The sequence below is a fragment of the Thiosocius teredinicola genome (genome assembly GCF_002009425.1).
In the GTDB taxonomy this organism is placed as follows: Bacteria; Pseudomonadota; Gammaproteobacteria; order Chromatiales; family Chromatiaceae; genus Thiosocius; species Thiosocius teredinicola.
Window position 1 is genome coordinate 17,598 of the sequence record NZ_CP019936.1, and the last position, 17,584, is coordinate 35,181.

The window sequence follows — 17,584 nt, forward strand, 5'->3', positions numbered from 1 at the left end:
CGTATGCACCTGCACTATGCTAACGGCATGATTAAATTCGCATTGTTGCTGTTTTTCCTGTTGCCGGGGATGGCGTCGGCCGTTATCTGCAAGACCGTCGATGCCGACGGCGTGGTGGGTTATACCGACGTGCCGGCGGGTGAATGTCCGAACAAGGTCGAGCTCCCCGATTATTCGCGCTACTCGCCGCGCCCAATCGAACGACCAGCCAACCTGTCGTCGGGCAGCAATGCGCCTGCCGCACCGGAAAACTTCACCGGTTACACAGCGATGGTGATCAGCCAGCCGGAAACCAACGGCACCGTGCGCAACAACGAAGGTAAGGTGCCGGTCGCCATTTCTCTGCAACCGGGCCTGCAACCGAACCACACGGTAAAGATCTATCTGGACGGCACCGCGGTTTCCGGTGCTTTCGATGGTCTGGCAATCGAGCTCAGCGGCGTCGATCGCGGCACGCATACCGTGCGCGCTTCGGTCGTAAATGCCGCCGGTACCGTATTGATCAGTTCCGATTCCGTTGTCTTCACGATGCGTAAAGCTGCGCTGGATGCCGCCGAAGATGGCGATTCCGGCGACAATGGAGATGGTGACGGCGGTGATGGTTCCAACGGCGATGATGACAAAAAGCCGTTCGACCCCGACTATGGTTCCAGTTTCACTCCGTCTGGCGACACGTCCTACGAACCTGGCAGTGGCGCCAACTACAAGCCGGGCACTAGCGGCATCTCGACCACGCCCGGCAAAACCAACCCTGCGTTCAAGCCAAGTTATTCAAAATAAACTCCATGCACTAAAATAGTGCGTGGAGCCTGCAGGTATGCGCCGTGATCGGGCGCATGCCTCGTCAGCCTTCCCCAAGCCGTTGATTTCGCCTTGCAAAATGGGCATTTACGCAACGCCTGTCGTGGCGCGTCATGGCCCAAACTTTGCTTCAGAGGATGCATGCAGGTCTCGATCGAACCCTTGTCCTTGTTAAGCACCAGTATTCTCGACAATTTGGCTTCCGCCGTTGTGGTGTTCAACGAGGATCTTCGCGTCAGCTATCTGAACCAGATGGCCGAGATGCTGCTTGCCATTAGCGCAAAACATGTCCTCGGCGAACTACCGACCAGCTGGATGGCCTGTCATGGCGAACCCCTGGTCGATCTGATCGAGGCCGCCACGATCGGCGCGCCGATCACCAAGCGTGGTGTGGTGTTGTCCACCGACCGCGCCGAAGTCACCGTCGATTGCACCGTCACGCCGGTGGTCGACGAAGACGGCAAGCAGATGACCATCGTCGAGCTGCAGCAGATCGATCGGCACCTGCGAATCAGCCGCGAAGAACGGTTGATCAACCAGCAGGCACTGACGCGCGACGTGGTCCGCGGCCTGGCCCATGAAATCAAGAATCCGCTCGGCGGCTTGCGCGGTGCCGCTCAGTTGCTCGAAAGCGAACTCGAAAGCGAAGAGCTCAAGGAATACACGCACATCATCATCCAGGAGGCCGACCGCCTGCAGGAGCTGGTGAATCGCATGCTCGGCCCCAACCGCCGGCCGAGCTACGCACCGGTCAACGTGCACAATGTGCTCGAGCGGGTGCGCTCGCTGGTGCTCGCTGAAACCGGCGACCGCATCTCGATCGTTCGTGACTACGACCCCAGCATCCCCGAGCTTGTCGGCGATAGCGATCAACTCATCCAGGCGGTGTTGAACATTGTTCGGAACGCGACACGCGTGCTCGACGATGACGGCACAGTGACATTGCGTACGCGCATTCAACGCCAGATCACGATCGGTTCGGGTCGTTATCGTTTGGGCGCCCAGATCGACATCGTCGACGATGGACCGGGCATTCCGCCGGAAATCGCCGAGACCCTGTTCTTCCCCATGGTGACGTCCGGCACGGGCGGCATGGGCCTTGGACTGTCAATTGCACAGTCTTTGATCAATCAACACAAAGGGTTGATCGAGTGCACCAGCCGTAAGGGCGAAACCACTTTCACAATTTTGTTACCGATCGGTGAAGACATCGGCACCGATAGGGGTAAGGAGAACGCTGCCCGTGACTGAGAGAAACCAGGTCTGGGTCATCGACGATGACCGCTCGATTCGCTGGGTTTTGGAAAAGGCCCTGACCAAAGCCGGTATGCACGTCACCAGTTTTTCGAGCGCCAACGGCGTCATGGAGGCGCTTGAGCGCGGCCAGCCCGAAACGATTATTTCCGATGTGCGCATGCCGGGCATGGATGGCTTCTCTTTGCTGGAGAAGATCAAGCAGGCCTATCCCGAACTGCCGGTCATCATCATGACCGCGCATTCCGACCTCGATAGCGCCGTCTCTGCGTACCACAGTGGTGCATTCGAGTACCTGCCCAAGCCCTTCGATATCGAAGAAGCAGTCGACCAGGTTCAGCGCGCGTGCAAGCTGCGGCGTGAAGCGCGCGCCAGCGCAGAACACGAAACCACCGCGGCGACCGAAATCATCGGTGCTGCGCCGGCGATGCAGGAAGTGTTTCGCGCCATCGGACGACTGGCGCGCTCCAACATCACCGTGCTGATCAACGGCGAGTCGGGTACCGGTAAAGAGCTTGTTGCGCACGCTTTGCACAAACACAGTCCGCGCGCCAAGGGTCCGTTCATCGCCCTGAATATGGCCGCAATCCCGCACGACTTGCTGGAATCGGAGTTGTTCGGCCACGAAAAAGGCGCTTTCACCGGTGCCCAGGCGCGACGCGTCGGGCGGTTCGAGCAGGCGCACCAAGGCACCTTGTTTCTCGACGAGATCGGCGACATGCCGTCCGAGCTACAGACACGCCTGCTACGCGTGCTGGCCGACGGCGAGTTCTACCGCGTCGGCGGTCACGAAGCGATCAAGGCCGACGTGCGGATCATCGCTGCCACCCACCAGGACCTCGAGCAATTGGTCATGGAAGGACGGTTCCGCGAGGACCTGTTCCACCGGCTGAATGTCATTCGCGTGCACCTGCCGTCATTGCGCGAACGGCGTGAAGACATTCCTTTATTGATGGATCACTTCCTCAAGCGCGCGGCACAGGAGCTGGGCGTCGAAAGCAAGACTCTGCTGCCGGAGACCATTAAGGAACTCCAAGCGCTAGAATGGCGCGGTAACGTGCGTCAACTAGAGAACACGGCACGCTGGCTGACGGTTATGGCGTCGGGTCGCGAGATCCATGTCGAAGATTTGCCGCCAGAGCTGCATCGCGAACACGATTCGGAAACGAGCGAAGGGGATTGGCGCACGACGTTGCGCATTTGGATTCGCAACAGCCTCAATGCCGGCAAGGTCGGCCTGCTCGACCAGGCGATGCCCGAGTTCGAAACCATCATGATCGAAACGGCACTGGAGTTCACCGGCGGGCGCAAGCAAGACGCCGCCCGTCTGCTCGGCTGGGGTCGCAATACGCTGACACGCAAGATAAAAGAACTCGGTCTCGAAGAAGAGCACCGCGAAGCCGGATGAGTGAGCGATCATTCCCCTGCGAAAACACGGTTTTGACGGATTAGCTTGCCCGTCCAGTCCAGTATCGCTTTGCCTCTATAATGCCGCACCGTGTGTTGCGGAGTTTTTATAGATGGATAGCACCAATATTGAATTGCCCGGTTCCCTGATCAGCGCCGTCGAAGTCGATGGCGAAACCATCTCTGTCCGATTTGAACCGGCATACCTCATCAAGATGATGACGGGTTCGGCCGAGCGCACCCGTTGGAGACAGAGCGGTGCACTGGTATTCGACGGTGCCGAGCTCGCAGACGACGAGCCGCTGCCCGAACTGCCCGCAGAATGCCTCGGCGGCGATGTCGGCGAAAACGTCTACACCTACCGCGACATGGTGCCGGTACCGCTCGAAAGCCGCGGCCACGTGCATTGCGCCATCAAGACCGCCAATGGCAACGTCCGGATCAGCGGAACCGCATTGCGATTGGTCATGGACGACGTCCCGAAGTACATCGAACACTTGCGGCCCGAATAAGTTTCACCGCGAACTGCGCCATAAATCGCGCCGTGTAAATTTGGGATCAAGTTTTGCGGTCGACTTGCCGACATCCCCTCATACACTTCTATCCAGTGCGGTTATTGAGGAAGGCCGAAACATGGCGATTGAACTCTTTAACGACGGCAACCATGTCTGCGTCGCTATCCGCGACCTCGCCAGTGGTGAAGCCGTTCAAGCCAATCAGTTTCTGATTTATGACAGCAACCACGCCGCACTCATCGACCCCGGCGGCGAATTTACTTATACAGCGCTGTTTCTGGAAATAAGTAAATACATGACGGTGAAGGATCTCGATTACGTCATCGCCTCTCACCAGGACCCGGATATCGTTGCCAGCCTCAACAAGTGGCTGGTCGGCACCAACGCCAAGATCGTCGTGCCCGAGCTTTGGGAGCGTTTCATTCCGCACTTCACCCGACCCGGCAAAACCAAGGGCCGGATCATCGGCATGCCCGACAAAGGCATGAACCTCGAACTTGGGGGTATCAACATCAAGGCGATCCCCGCCCATTTCCTGCACGCCGAAGGCAACTTCCAGTTCTACGATCCCAAGAGCAAGATCCTGTTCTCGGGCGACCTGGGCGCCAACCTCTGCCCACCGGAGCAACTCGACAAGCCGGCCGAGAGCCTTAACGAAGTCATGCCGTATATGGAAGGCTTTCACCGCCGCTACATGAACAGCAACCGCGTCTGCCGCTTCTGGGCCAACATGGCAGCTGGTATGGATATCAACATGCTCGTTCCACAACACGGCCGCGCATTCACCGGCAAAGCAATCAAAGAGTTCATCGTGTGGATCAGCGAGCTGAATTGCGGGATCGACCTGATCCAGCAGTCGGATTATCAGGTGCCTTGATTGTCGTACGCTAGGGTCATTCATGGTGACCCTTAGGCCGTTCGAAATCGCATTGACGATGAACTGCGATGCTTGTGGCCAGACTCGGTGCTAAGGCAATCGTATCGATTCGTCAGCTACTGCCCAGCTGCTCAAAGATGAACTCAGCGACATTCCCAACGCTTCATGATCACCTTAGGCCGTCGATGGTACCGGTTCCGAACTGGAGCACCCTCACTTCACTGACCGTAGGACACGCCGCGTAAATGGACTAAAGATTCGACTGAATTAACTAGGCACAATCGCCCCACAAGGATTAGGGGACCAATGCATGAAGCTTCTTACCTACCCAATTATTGCGTTCGCCGCAACGTTTGCACCTGCTTGTCCAGGTGTGCTGGCAAGTGCGCCAAAGTTAGAACTGACACCAACTCCAAGAGCCGCACAGCTCTATCCCGATTTCCCTACCGACGGTATTTTCCCGAGGATTGAGGACGCGCAATCAGCGCCTGATCCAAGCGCACTACGTCAGCCAGAAAGCCTCGTGAAGAATTTGAAAGCAATTCAAACAGGCACACTGGAAGAGCGGCTGCAAGCGTTGAAGAAGAAGTCCATCGACGACCAGGTTTTTATTGAGGGCGGCAAGTTTTTGATGGGCGATTTCGGTTATTTGCAAAGCAATGAAAAGCTTCCTTGGAGCAGCGCAAAATCGAATAAACCGCTACGGAAAATTAGGCTGTCAAGCTATGCAATGAGCAAGTACAAGGTAACGTACGCAGAGTTTGATCTATTCACGGAAGCCAATAATGCCGAACGTATTCAAACAGACATGTGGTTCAAGCCAAAGCGTATCCCTGATGCTCCAGCAGGTGTAACTTGGGAGCAAGCAAAAGCGTATTGTACTTGGCTAAGCACTCTCACAGGGCAGCCGTTCGACTTGCTCTCAGAGGCTCAATGGGAGTTTGCCGCACGAAGTCGAGGTTATTTGATCGTGTGGCCGACCAATGATGGAACGTTGCGCCCGAATTACAATGTGCCCACCTCCGAACTTCGTGAGCGCTTGAATGGTGGATCAATCTACCCGATTGGTAAGTTTCCTCCAAATCCGCTGGGGCTATACGATCTCGCCCACAACGGGCTGGAGTGGGTCGATGATTGGTATTCAGCCTCATATTTCGCTGAATCTTCAATCGCGACTGATCCTAAAGGGCCGCCGGATGGCGACCTTAAGGTATTGCGCTCGTGGCCGCCCGGTGACAGTTTTGCTGGAATGAGTTTCGACAAGAGAGCTTTTCAGCCGGGCACACCGGCAAAGCCAAAGGTGGCCGGAATGATGATAGGCGGGCCAAGTCCAACAAGGACAGTGCGTTGCGGCTCAAAGATAACAGAACAACTTCGTTAAGCTATCTTCGATATCCTAGGCGTTTCCAAACCCGCATCAAATCCCCCGGCCACTTCAAACCCGGGGTCATCGCCTATTTCAACGTGTTACGCATATAGTGCACGGTTTTTACTAACGAACGCATATCCAATGATTGCTTCGTCATATAGATTGCCGTTGAAATTGCCAATCCCTTTGCCGTCGATCTTTGTATCATATCCCATCGCTACGAAGCTCTATACTTAGCAAAGTTTCCTACCCCAGCCCGAAGGATCTTCGCGTCAATTGGCGTCAAGAGCCGCATCATATTCCTGAAGCCCGATTTGCTACGAGGCTGAAGACTGACGATTCCAATTGCTTCTTTTCGATGCTTAAGAACGCCAAGTTCGGTCCTTGGATTTCTGAAAGGTATGTTGTTCCGGATTTCCAGCTATGCCTTGCCAGCTTACAAAGAATCCGACATCTCGTTTCGCGAGCATCGAGTGCTTGGCGTAGGTTGTCGATGCTGCAACTGCCTGTGCCCGATTTCACCCAGCCGTATGGGCCGGGGTCGTCGATGGCTTCGATCCATAGTGGTCAGTCGTTGCTGTTGTTAGGACATGCTTAGCATTTTGTGTGCACATGCCGTTGCATCAACTAGGTACAATCAGCTCCAATGGATCTCAGGGAGAAACGCATGAAGCACATTATTTACGCATTGGCCATCGTCACCATTCTCTCGTTACCGGCTTGCGCAGATGAAATGGTAAATGTGACAACGTTAGAGCTGACGCCAACGCCACGAGCCGCAAAGCTTTACCCAGATTTTCCGACCGACGGAATATTTCCGAGTATTGAAAAGGCCGACTCAATGCCCGACCCTGAAAGCTTGCATCAACCTGAAAGCCTAAGACAGGACCTAAAGGCGATTCAAACGGGTGCTCTCGAGCAACGGCTGGCAGCGTTGAAAAAGAAATCGATCGATGACCAAGTGTTTGTTGGGGGCGGCAAGTTTCTGATGGGCGATTTCGGTCATTTGCAAAGCAAAGAGGGGCTACCTTGGAGCTCGACAAAGTCAAATAAGCCACTGAGAGAGGTTATGTTATCTAGCTACTCCATCAGCAAGTACAAGGTGACATATGCAGAATTTGACCTGTACACCGAAGCAAATGGATTAGAGAGCATCCAAACAGAGGAATGGTTCCAAAATTATCGGCTTTCAGCCGCACCAGCTGGAGTGACATGGGAACAGGCGAAATCGTATTGCTCTTGGCTAGGCAAGCTGACCGAAAAGCCTTTTGATCTGCCTACGGAAGCACAATGGGAGTTTGCCGCGCGTAGTCGAGGCTTTCTAATTGTGTGGCCCACAGATGACGGAACTCTGACATGGGACAGAAATGTTCCTAGCTACAAATTGTTCACAGCCCTTAACGAAGGGTCTCTGCATCCAATCGCGTTGTTCCCGCCGAATCCGCTAGGAATATATGATCTCGCACATAACGGCATGGAGTGGACCAATGATTGGTATTCAGATAGCGATTATGCTGATTCTCCGACAATCGCTGATCCAAGAGGCCCTTCAACAGGAAAGGAAAAAGTTGTCCGTTCATGGCCGCCCGGCTGGGATTTGGCTGCAATGAGTTTCGACCGGCATAGCGAACCAATGGAGGTTCCTGAGCCCCGAGTAGTGAATGGGCTGTCGTACGGAGGCGGTCCGAGCACGTCAAATACTGTTCGATGCGCGACAGCAGGTATCCGCTAAGTGATAATCGAAAGGTCTGGTCTTTCTGATCCTGGATCGTATCCTCCGGCGACGTTGAACCCGGGATGGTCACCCATATTTACGCGCGCAGCATACAAGGCGTTGTTGTTGTCGACGAATGAATACCCGACAACAGGCTTTTCATAAAGGTTGTCGTATAAATCTTGAAGTGACTCGTAGTATCGGCTTACCTGCTTATCGTAGTCGTCAGGGTCGTACCCCATGTCCATGAAGTTTTTAACGTGCTGGAAATTCTCTTCCCAGCCTTTCGAACCCTTTGTGCCATTCGGCGTCATATGCTGCATCATATTTCGAAAGTCTGCTTTGCTACGCGCCTTAAAGCAGACGATCTTTATAGCTTCTTTGCGAAGCTTCAAAAACGCCAAATGTGTGCCCTGATTTTCTGGTAAGTGTGTTGTCTTAGTCATCCAGCTGTGCCGGGTTAGTTGGTAAAGAATCTGTCCTCTAGTTTCAGGTGGGGAGTAGTTCAAGGCAGTAGGCTCATCTAGCACGCCTTTCATGAGTTCGACTCGAAACTCTTCCTTTTCGTATTGTTGTACCAATCTAATCAAAAATTGTTCTACGTTCTTCCCTAGCATCGCAATGGCGTCTTCAATAATCTGACCCGTTTGTATCATCAACAGCGATATTGCTTGCCAAGTCTTGAATGCGATATCTGTGAGGATCACCATGAACTCATAGTTTGTCGCATACAGAGCGTAGGCAAGATACTTCATCATCTCCAAAGTCTTACCGACATCGACTTCCAGCTCCAGCTTGCCTCTCGCGCCAACGCCAAGGCAGGCTGATGCGGCGACTAATATGCGAAATTTTCCGTCCATGAAGGTTATCGTTGCCCGCCCACCGATTCCTACGCCAGCTTGGAATCCGACGCCAGGCCCAATCGCCGCCAGCGGAACAAACTCTCGTGCTTCTGGGCTATTCCATTCGAACGCCCCCTTTATACTTCCGCCAGCTTTCACACCGGCAAAGATTTCAATATTTCCATTGCCCGATGCCCCATCACGCGCCTTTTTCGAAATGTCGATGTAACGATCGCGCTGGCTTCCTGGACGGGGATGACCACGCATGCCGGCTTTGCCTTCCATCAGACTCGTGTAATCGACCGCCACATCAAGTTCAGCGACAGCGCTAGCGCCAGCGGCGCCATAGAGCTCGAGATTCGCAGCAAGTCGAACCAGACCGATCTTGTATTCGGTTTTGGTATTCGGGCCCGTTATTGCCCATCGAAACCCAGATCTATCCGGCCAATAGCAACTCGCTCGAAACTTGCCTTCGGCAACGATGAACTCACCACGTGCATTCGCTCGTAGGGCGACGTTGCCTTCTTTGGGAGCCCATTCTGTTTGGAGGCCCGCACCGGCGAAGTAACGCAGCAGTTGTGCTTCCGCGCCGACTTCAACATTCTCGTGGCCCGCGTTAATGCCTCTTGCCCATGAATCCAGGGATTCTTTGATCGATTTGTTGACGTCTGCCAGCGCAACACCGGAGGCCCATGGTTCATCGTAAAGTTTGCCGGACGCTTCAAAATTTTTGAGCTGCTGCCCGAGCTTCTTCGTGTCAATCTTTCCGTCTTCTGTAATTATGGTGTTCTGCGGGCGCCCGAAATACTGATCACGCTCTTTGGTACTGAGCGGATAGGTACGGAAATGCGACTTTATCTTTTTGCTTCTGACATATGTCCATTTTCTACCCCACTTATGTTTGTCTCTGCCTGAAGACGCATCTTCGCTCGCGGCGTTCCTCGGATAAATCGGGATGAGTTCTAGAATTTTGTCACCGGTCCCATCCAGGTTACCTATTGGCTTGATTTCGTTGACAATCGAATCTTGAGCTGCCTGCAATTTGCTATCAGCTTCCTGCAACTTACGTTCCTGTTCTAGAACGACTTGCGAATCTTCGGGTTTGCCTTTGGTGGGTACGCCTTCAGCTTTCCGCTCCGCCTCTAGCATCTGGTCGGCGGCGAGCATGCGAGCCTCTTTCGCATTGCGAAACTCGTAGATTAAGTAATCCATTTTGCGGCATTCGTTCTCGAAGGCCGCAGCGTGTTGTGGTTCGACAACCACAAACTCGTTAGTTTCTGGCCGGTAGAACAACAATGCACCGCCGGATACACGTGCCTCAACTTCGCTACCTGCACGTGCGTTGCTCGTCCCGTCAGCGATGACCTGCTTCCTTTCTCGTGTTGGTCGAAATACTGTTGAGCTTGAATCGTTGGATTTTGCGTACGGGTCGTATCTTTCGTTCTTATTGTTGTCGGGGCGAAATACAGGCTCATCCATGATTCAGTCTTCCAAGATCAATCGTACAGTTTTCTTCTCAAAACCAGTTTGCACACGCACCGTCTGCCCATCAGCGTTCGTTAGTCCGCTGGCGAGTACAGCTCCCGTCTCGTCTTCTATCCGGTAGGGAAGAAACGCCCGAGGTTCTCCCGACGTTTCGTCGCGAATTACAAACAGTTCGTCGTAGAGATCCTTTGGGTCGGGAAGATCTAGTCCAAGCCCAGTTGAATCTGCCGGCCCCGTGAAGTTCTTCTGACTGGCCTTAAACTTCACCTCACCCGGCGCATGTACTTCAATGTTGCCGCCTTCGAGCTTGATGTAGGCCCCTTGTGCGGTGGCGAGCAGGTGACCCTTGGCCGACGCGTGTGTGCTGGCGTGGGTGCTGGTGATGGTCACTTTCTTTTCAGCGGCGATCTTGGTCTGGTCTGACTGCGATTGCATGCTGACTTTGCCGCTGGCAGCGTGCAGGTGAATACCCGTCTCGGTATTCGGTTTGCTGCCGTTCTCGGCTTTGCCGATGGTGAACATCGACAGCCCGCTGCGAATCGCGACGCTCTGGTTGGCCTGGGTAACGAAGTTGGTGTCCTGGCTGGTCGTAATGCTCGTGGTCTTGCCAGCGACCAGGAAGGCATTGGCCGGGGTCAGTTGCGCGATGCCGCCGGGTGCGGCGTATTGGATGCGCGGTTCGCTCCAGGCCGGTACGGTGCCGCTGCCGCCCAGTGTTGCCTTGAATTCACCGTGGGTGCTCTCGCTGTGCTCGCCGAGGTTGTCGGTGCTTTCGAGTACCTCCAAGGCATGCTCGAGGGCCTTGCTGACAGGCAGCTCTTTGGCAGCCGGGTCGTTGGCGAGTGCGGCGTTCTGCTTGGCGGCGACATCGGCGAGCGACACGGTCAGGTCTTTGGCGATGCCGGTTTGATCGATTGGCTCGCGGCTGTCGAGGTGGGCGCTCGATGCGCCACGCCGGGCGTCGGCCGAGATCAGTACGCCGGCACCGGCACGTAGCGCGGCGCTGGCTTGGGTGGTCAGATCGACACCGTGTCCGCGCGCTGCGAGGCGTTCATTGTCGTCCTGTTGTTTGAGGTGACCGAGTTGCAGCCAGGTATCGAACTGGGTGCTGCCCAGTTCGATGCGCGCCTCACCCGGTGCGTCGTCGAACACCAGCTGGTTGAAGCCGCCCTGGCCACTGCGGCTGGTCTGCAAGGCCTGGGTCTTGATGCCTGACAGCGATGCGGTATGGGCGTGCGGCTCGGCCTTGCCGGCGAAGAAGGCCGGCGCATTGGCGCTCGATTGGCTACCACCTTGCGCACGTTGGTTACCCGCGGCGTCGGCCTGTCCTTGACCGTTGTATACCGCACCAACCACAACGGGTCGATCGATGTTGCCGTGCAGAAATGCCACCAGCACCTCCTGGCCGGGGCGCGGGATCAGGTGGCCGCCCCAGTTGGCACCCGCGACCGGTGTGGCGACGCGCACCCATGTACCCAGCCGATCGCTGGCCGGCGCATTGTCACCGTAGTTGGGTTGATTGCGTCGGTTGGCGGCATTGGCACCACGTTGCCAATGAAACTGCACGCGTACGCGATGGTCGCGATCGGTGTGGGTCGGTGCGCCGTCGCCGACAACGATCGCCGTCTGGGTGCCGTCAATTGTCGGCTTGGGATGGATAAACCTGCCGTGACCGTCGATATCGAGTGGTCGCCACGGCACGTTGACCCGCACGGCCGTCAGCCGATTGCGATAAAGGTCGGGCGAGGTTTCGGCATCGCCCCAGACCTCGTCGAACAGCGATGCCCGATCACCGAGCGCCGCCATTGCGTCGGGGACGCGCTCATTGAGATTGTTGCGTGCTTGATGGGTAATCTCGACGATCGCGAAGCGGCGATGTTCTTCTTCGTCACCGGCGTGATCTTCGTGGTCGTCGAGGCGGAAGATGCTGCCCGGCATCGCGGTACGCACGGTACCTTCACCGGTGAACAGTTTCGCGCGCGCATCGAGTGCCTGGCGTTGATTGTCGATGCGGCGATTGCCTTGCGCCGATGTTTCCCAGGCGTACTGGCCGGGGTCGTCGACAGCTTCGATCATCCACGATTCGCTGCCGTTGTCGATTCGGCTGGGCGCAGACTGGGGTCGGGTATCGAGCGTGCGGTAGTCCCAACTCGCTGACGTGGTGATGCTGCTGTCCAGGCGACGGCTGCCGTGCCATCGATCGAGGCTGTCTTCGCTCAGCGTGGCTCCGGGTTGGGTGAAACGAAATGCCGGCTGAATATTGTCGACGAACGCTTCGTTGTGATCGGCGATGACCAAGGTATGTTTGCCGAAAACGTCGCTGTCATCGCCGGTGTGTTCGAACCAACAGAACAGTCCTTCTTCGACCAGCAGGCGACGGACAAATGCCAGATCGGTTTCCTGGTATTGGGTAGTGATCGAGCGGGTGGGGTAGAGCTCGCGGTCGGCAATTTCCCAGCGCCAGTCGGGCACGAGTTTGGCTTGTTGCCAGCTGCCCAGAACCTGCTCGACGATGTCGAACACTGTACGATCCTGATAGATCACACTGTCGCGACGATGATTGAGAAACGCCAACCACGGTTCGATCTTCAGTTGGTAACGTCCGAACCCGGCGTTGGCGCCGACGCGCGTGATCTGGGTGATATGCCCATGGAACGGCCGAAGCTCGGTACGTGACTGACTCGTTTGCAGGTCGAGCCGCACAGGCTGGCCGAGCAAGGTAGTGAGGTCATGATGGGCATCGGCCGACAATGCCGTCATATCGATGACGAAACCGGTGTGGTCGCAGGTAGGGCCGATGGCTTCGCGAATCTGGACGGTTTCAGCCAGGAAGGCGTCCGGGCCGGCGGGCGTGTGCAGAACCAGTAGCCGGTTGTTCTGGCTCCAGTCAGCTCCGTTTAACAGCGAATCAATCACGAACATCCCTTCCTTGGGGTAACTACACCCGATGCGCGGTACAGGTTACGCCTTGGCTTTTGCCATCCGATGACGTTGCCCTGGATTACCGATCGCGGCCGGCGCCGAGCCTTGTCTGAGGGTTGGCTCCGCGCCTACCCACAACCAGCGGGCCGACTAACGTAACGCGTGCGATGATATCACGACGGTTGCGCTGTTCGCGTCATCGAGCAGACGTAGATTCTTGAATTCGGTGCACAGAAGCGGCGAGTGTGTCGGGCAAACAGAGCAATTCGTCTGCGCTACGTCGATTTCGATAACACGGTTTTACATCTGGCTTTCGTGCGCAGCACGATCGGCTAAGGATCGGCCAACGATGCGGCGAAGTTGTTGATCCGCTCGATGGTTGCGGCCACCTTGCGCATGATCTCGTCCGGCGGGTTCGCCAGGCCGGATTTCACCAAAGACGGCACGTCATCGGCCGCCGGCAATGCCTCGTCGCCGTCGTCGGAACGACCGATGTGCCACAAGGCGGCGATCGTGATATCCGAATAGTTGGGGTCACCGTCATGATCGTACGACCAGGGCCGGTTGATGCTGGCGGTCTCGACCGCTTCGTGCGGCATGTTCCACAAGGTAAGCAACACCTGGCTCACGGTCGCGCGATTCTGGCGTAGTACGCGCTGCAATGCGGCAGGGTCCTGAAGATCGGCATGTTGGTCTGCGTAGCTGAGCAGAACCGGTTCCGAGATGCTGTGCATCAGGCCGACCACGCCGGCGGAGTCGCGATCGAAACGGCTGTCGATGCGCGCAAGCACGCGGCAAACGGCACCCATCTGTACGGCGCGTCGCCACCAGGCGCGCATCTGGTTGCGTACTGTCTGCGAATCGCTGCGCAGTGATTCACGTAGCACGCAGCGCACCGCAAACTCGAAGCACTGCTCGGCGCCAAGTTGCTTGATCGCGGCCGGGATGTTGCGCGATACCTGTTCGGCACCGCCGATCAACTTGGCCGCGCGCAATACCTTGAGTGTGATGACCGGGCAGCGCGACAGTGTCTTCGCCATCTTGGGGATGTCGCCGTTGGGATTCAGCGAACGACCGACATGTACGGCCACTTCCGGATCCGACGGCACGAACACATGCCCGCGGTTGATGTCATCGAACAGGTCGAAGATCAGCGGATGATGCGATTCCTCGCCCTCGATGAGCTGGCTCGCGGTGTTGAACAGGTCGGTCTCTTCGACAATGAACGCCTGCGTAGACAGGTCGCAGACGTAGCGATCGAGTAATTGTTGTTCGACGAACAGGTAGCGGGTCAGCGTCTGGGCGGTTACCCGATATCGCGAAGGTCGCAGTTTCGACAGCGGGCCTTGCGCGGCTTCGTCACCGTCGGCCACGACGTGTCGTGCACCGTCATTGGCGACCAGTTCAACGCGACCGGACAGCAAGAACAGCAGGCGCTTGTCTTCGCTGCCCATCGGCAGCAGGCAGGTGCCGGGCGGTGCTTTTTGGACGTCGAGCAGTTCCGCCAAACCTTCCAGCTGTTGGTCGTCGAGACTGGACAGATGTTCGAGGCGGCGCAAAGCAGCAATGATGGATGCGCGGTCATCCTCCGGCATCTGCTTGGCTCCCGGCTTGGTGGATTCGTTTTTTATCTGGGCACTCATGTTATCGCTGCCGTATATGTTTGACTATTCCTGTCGGGGCACGCTCATCCGGCAAGCAACTGCTTGGCGGCTGCGATCTCCGCTTCCGCTTCGTCGTCCTTCAGCGCCTGCAGGTGTTGGCTTTGTTCATCGACCATCAGACCAAGACGCGCCACCGCCGGCACCTTCTGTGGATCGAGGTCGCCGAAGATCCCTTCGTGTACCTGTGCTGCGATCACAAGATCCGCGTAATCGGGTTTGCCCGGGTGTTCGCGTCGCCAGTTCTCTGCCTCTTTGGCGGCGTTGGCCAACTCGACGGGTAGCTTCCATTTTGAAAGGATCAGCCCGCTGAGCTGGCTGCGCAGTGAACGGATACTTGCCTCGAGCGCGACCGGATCTTCGGCAACCTCGGGTACTTCACGTGCGTAGCTGATCACGGCCAAACCGCCGACGTCGTGTATCAGGCCGGCCAGCATCGCTTCATGCGGATTGAAACCGTTGACCCGCGTGCTCAGTACGTGGGTCAGCGCGGCAATGCGCCGGCTGTGTTCCCACAATCCCAGCATGCGCTTTTTCAGCACCTTGCTGTCGGTGCGGAACAACTCGCGCAACGCGAAGGTGACGACCAGTGTGCGTATGTTCTGCATGCCGAGCCGGGCCACGGCATCGGCGACGGTCGCCAACTGCGCGACACCGCCGAAACGGGCGCTGTTGGCCGCCTTGATCACTTTCACGGCAATCGCCGGATCGGTTTCGATCAGTTTCGCGATCCGCCGGGCGTCGGCATCGTCGTTGTTCACCGCCTCGCCGATGCGCACGGCGACTTCGGGCAGGCTCGGCAGCAACAGGTGTTCGGTGTTGAGGTCTTCGTACAACCTCAGAGTCAGGCGGTTCTCTGCGCCGAGGTGGCCGAGGTCTTCTTCCTCTTCCACTTCGTAATTGTCGATCGTGAGGCCGGAATGCGGTTCGACCGATCCGAGCGATTCGCTCAGAAGGCCGTTGTCGATCCGCAGAAAGCGCACCGGGCTGCGCGCGACGACGTGATAATGGCTGGGGCGCAGGCGCGCCAACGGCGACTTGGCCGACTCGTCGGTATGGCGGATCGTGGTCACCGCGCCATCTTCCGCCTGGAGTTCGCAGGTGCCATCCAACAGATACAAGATGGCGTCATCTTCGGAACCGATTTGCAACAATTCGGCGCCTTTCGGCGCATGATGAACAAACGTCTGCGCGCTCAGCGTGTGCAATATGTCATCCCCCAAGTCGCGCAGGGTGCTCAGCCGGCGCAGTGCGGCGGGTGAAGGATGTTCGGTCGTTTCGGTCATAGATGCTCGGCTGACAGAGACTTTTCGCTATCCAAAAGTCGGCGCGCCGGGCAGATTCTGAAGGTAAACAGACGTAAAAAAACCCGCCAGAGGCGGGCCTTTTAGGCGGAAAGCCTGGGTCGATCAGTTGGCGGAAGAACCGACGATCTGGTGCGACAACTCAACCACGCGCATGGCTTTCTGCATATAGACTTCGCGATAGTCTTTCAGCAGACCTTCCTGCGAGTAGTAGTAGTCTTTGCCGGAAATGCCGTTCTTGTGCTCGATATCGATGAACTGCTTCTGCATGTCGAGCATTTCGGTGATCAGTTTGGCTTTTTCAGCCTTCAGGGCTTCTACGTCACTCATGGTTCTCTCCAAAAGGTTTGAGAGTTATCTACGTCCGCCAGGGACGCGTACGCCGAGTATAACCCATTGCTAATGTTCGAAGTCAATCCGCGACAAGCTGGCCATGCCGCGGTTTGGCGGTGCCTAGCAGCCGCAGGCCTGCGCCGGTTTGCGGGTGTTGAGCTGCAGGGCGCCGGTGATCTGGCCGACATTGGCCAGCTGCTGGCGGTCCATGTAGTCGACGATGCCCTGGTTGATCTTGGGCAGGATCAGCGGATCGTAGAACAGTGCAGTACCTACCCCGACCGCCGAGGCACCGGCGAGCAGAAACTCGATCGCGTCGGACGGTGTGGTCACGCCGCCCTGGCCGATGATCGGAATGCCGTGCTCCTTGGTGACCTGGTACACCTGGTGCACCTTGAGCAGCGCGATCGGCTTGATCGCGGGGCCCGACAGGCCGCCCTGGTTGTTGCCGATATAGGGGGTGCGCGCCTCGATGTCGATCGCCATGCCCATCAGCGTGTTGATCACCGCAAAGGCATCGCTGCCGGCCTCGATACAGCGGCGGGCGTTCTCGGCGATGTCGGTCTGGTTCGGCGAGAGCTTGGTGATCAGCGGTTTGTCGGTCACGCTGCGGCAGGCCTCGACCACCCGCGCCGACATGTCGGGATCGTTGCCGAAGGCCACGCCGCCTTCCTTGACGTTGGGACACGAGATGTTGATTTCGATGGCATCGATCGGCGAGTCGTCGAACTTGCGCGTAACCGCGATGTATTCCTCGATCGTCGAACCCGAGACATTGGCGATAAACCGGGTTTCGTCGAAATCGAGTGTCGGCAGGATCTCGTCGACCACCTTGTCGACTCCCGGGTTCTGCAGGCCGATCGCGTTGAGCATGCCGCCGGGTGTTTCGTAGACCCGATGCGGTGCGTTGCCCAAACGCTGTGTGCCGGTCGTACCTTTCAGGCAGATCGCGCCGGCATCGCGGTTGGAGAAGCCTTTCACTCGCGTGTACTCTTCGCCGAAGCCCACGCAGCCGGACAGCAACACCAGGGGTGTCGCGAATCGCATACCGCAGAATTCAGAGGCCAGGCGTGGGTCAATGTCAGCCATCGAGATCGGGT

At 56.9% G+C, this 17,584-nt stretch carries 13 protein-coding genes; 7 read left to right on the forward strand and 6 right to left on the reverse strand.

Annotated features, from left to right (window positions below):
* The first annotated feature begins 27 nt into the window (after window positions 1–27).
* From B1781_RS00075 to B1781_RS00105, 7 genes are all read left to right on the forward strand, one after another.
* A complete protein-coding gene (locus B1781_RS00075) occupies window positions 28–780 on the forward strand; it encodes a DUF4124 domain-containing protein (protein WP_164513186.1) in 753 nt (250 codons plus the stop codon).
* A 162-nt stretch (window positions 781–942) separates the two neighbouring features.
* Window positions 943–2,052 (forward strand): nitrogen regulation protein NR(II), encoded by a 1,110-nt coding sequence (gene glnL, locus B1781_RS00080; protein ID WP_078117747.1) that lies wholly within the window; start codon window positions 943–945, stop codon window positions 2,050–2,052.
* Window positions 2,045–3,463: a nitrogen regulation protein NR(I) gene (gene ntrC / locus B1781_RS00085; protein ID WP_078117748.1), complete on the forward strand. Its 1,419-nt coding sequence runs from the start codon at window positions 2,045–2,047 to the stop codon at window positions 3,461–3,463. The genes glnL and ntrC overlap by 8 nt, the downstream gene beginning before the upstream one ends.
* Window positions 3,464–3,575: 112 nt before the next feature.
* On the forward strand, window positions 3,576–3,974 hold the full coding sequence (locus tag B1781_RS00090; RefSeq protein ID WP_078117749.1) for a hypothetical protein: 399 nt from the start codon (window positions 3,576–3,578) through the stop codon (window positions 3,972–3,974).
* Window positions 3,975–4,095: 121 nt separating this feature from the next.
* The gene (locus B1781_RS00095) at window positions 4,096–4,854 is read left to right on the forward strand and encodes an oxygen-binding di-iron domain-containing protein (protein WP_078117750.1); all 759 of its coding nucleotides are present in this window, start codon (window positions 4,096–4,098) and stop codon (window positions 4,852–4,854) included.
* Between the two features lie 310 nt (window positions 4,855–5,164).
* Window positions 5,165–6,235 carry a formylglycine-generating enzyme family protein gene (locus tag B1781_RS00100; protein WP_078117751.1) on the forward strand — a complete coding sequence of 357 codons (1,071 nt, stop codon included), beginning with the start codon at window positions 5,165–5,167 and terminating at the stop codon, window positions 6,233–6,235.
* Between the two features lie 655 nt (window positions 6,236–6,890).
* Complete coding sequence (locus tag B1781_RS00105) at window positions 6,891–7,955, forward strand: formylglycine-generating enzyme family protein (RefSeq protein ID WP_164513187.1); 1,065 nt, start codon at window positions 6,891–6,893, stop codon at window positions 7,953–7,955.
* Here B1781_RS00105 and B1781_RS00110 read toward each other — a convergent pair.
* The 6 genes from B1781_RS00110 to B1781_RS00135 all read right to left on the reverse strand — a co-directional run bounded on the left by B1781_RS00110 (window position 7,952) and on the right by B1781_RS00135 (window position 17,573).
* Entirely contained in the window at window positions 7,952–10,258 is a 2,307-nt protein-coding gene (locus B1781_RS00110; protein ID WP_125931801.1) for a hypothetical protein, read from the reverse strand. The genes B1781_RS00105 and B1781_RS00110 overlap by 4 nt on opposite strands.
* Before the next feature lie 3 nt (window positions 10,259–10,261).
* The gene (locus B1781_RS00115) at window positions 10,262–13,180 is read right to left on the reverse strand and encodes a type VI secretion system Vgr family protein (RefSeq protein ID WP_334223831.1); all 2,919 of its coding nucleotides are present in this window, start codon (window positions 13,178–13,180) and stop codon (window positions 10,262–10,264) included.
* A gap of 338 nt (window positions 13,181–13,518) precedes the next feature.
* Window positions 13,519–14,829 carry an HDOD domain-containing protein gene (locus B1781_RS00120; RefSeq protein WP_078117755.1) on the reverse strand — a complete coding sequence of 437 codons (1,311 nt, stop codon included), beginning with the start codon at window positions 14,827–14,829 and terminating at the stop codon, window positions 13,519–13,521.
* A 44-nt stretch (window positions 14,830–14,873) separates the two neighbouring features.
* Window positions 14,874–16,133: an HDOD domain-containing protein gene (locus B1781_RS00125; protein WP_078117756.1), complete on the reverse strand. Its 1,260-nt coding sequence runs from the start codon at window positions 16,131–16,133 to the stop codon at window positions 14,874–14,876.
* A gap of 123 nt (window positions 16,134–16,256) precedes the next feature.
* Entirely contained in the window at window positions 16,257–16,481 is a 225-nt protein-coding gene (locus B1781_RS00130; protein WP_078117757.1) for a hypothetical protein, read from the reverse strand.
* Between the two features lie 123 nt (window positions 16,482–16,604).
* Entirely contained in the window at window positions 16,605–17,573 is a 969-nt protein-coding gene (locus tag B1781_RS00135) for a dihydroorotate dehydrogenase (protein ID WP_408646315.1), read from the reverse strand.
* Between the last annotated feature and the right edge of the window lie 11 nt (window positions 17,574–17,584).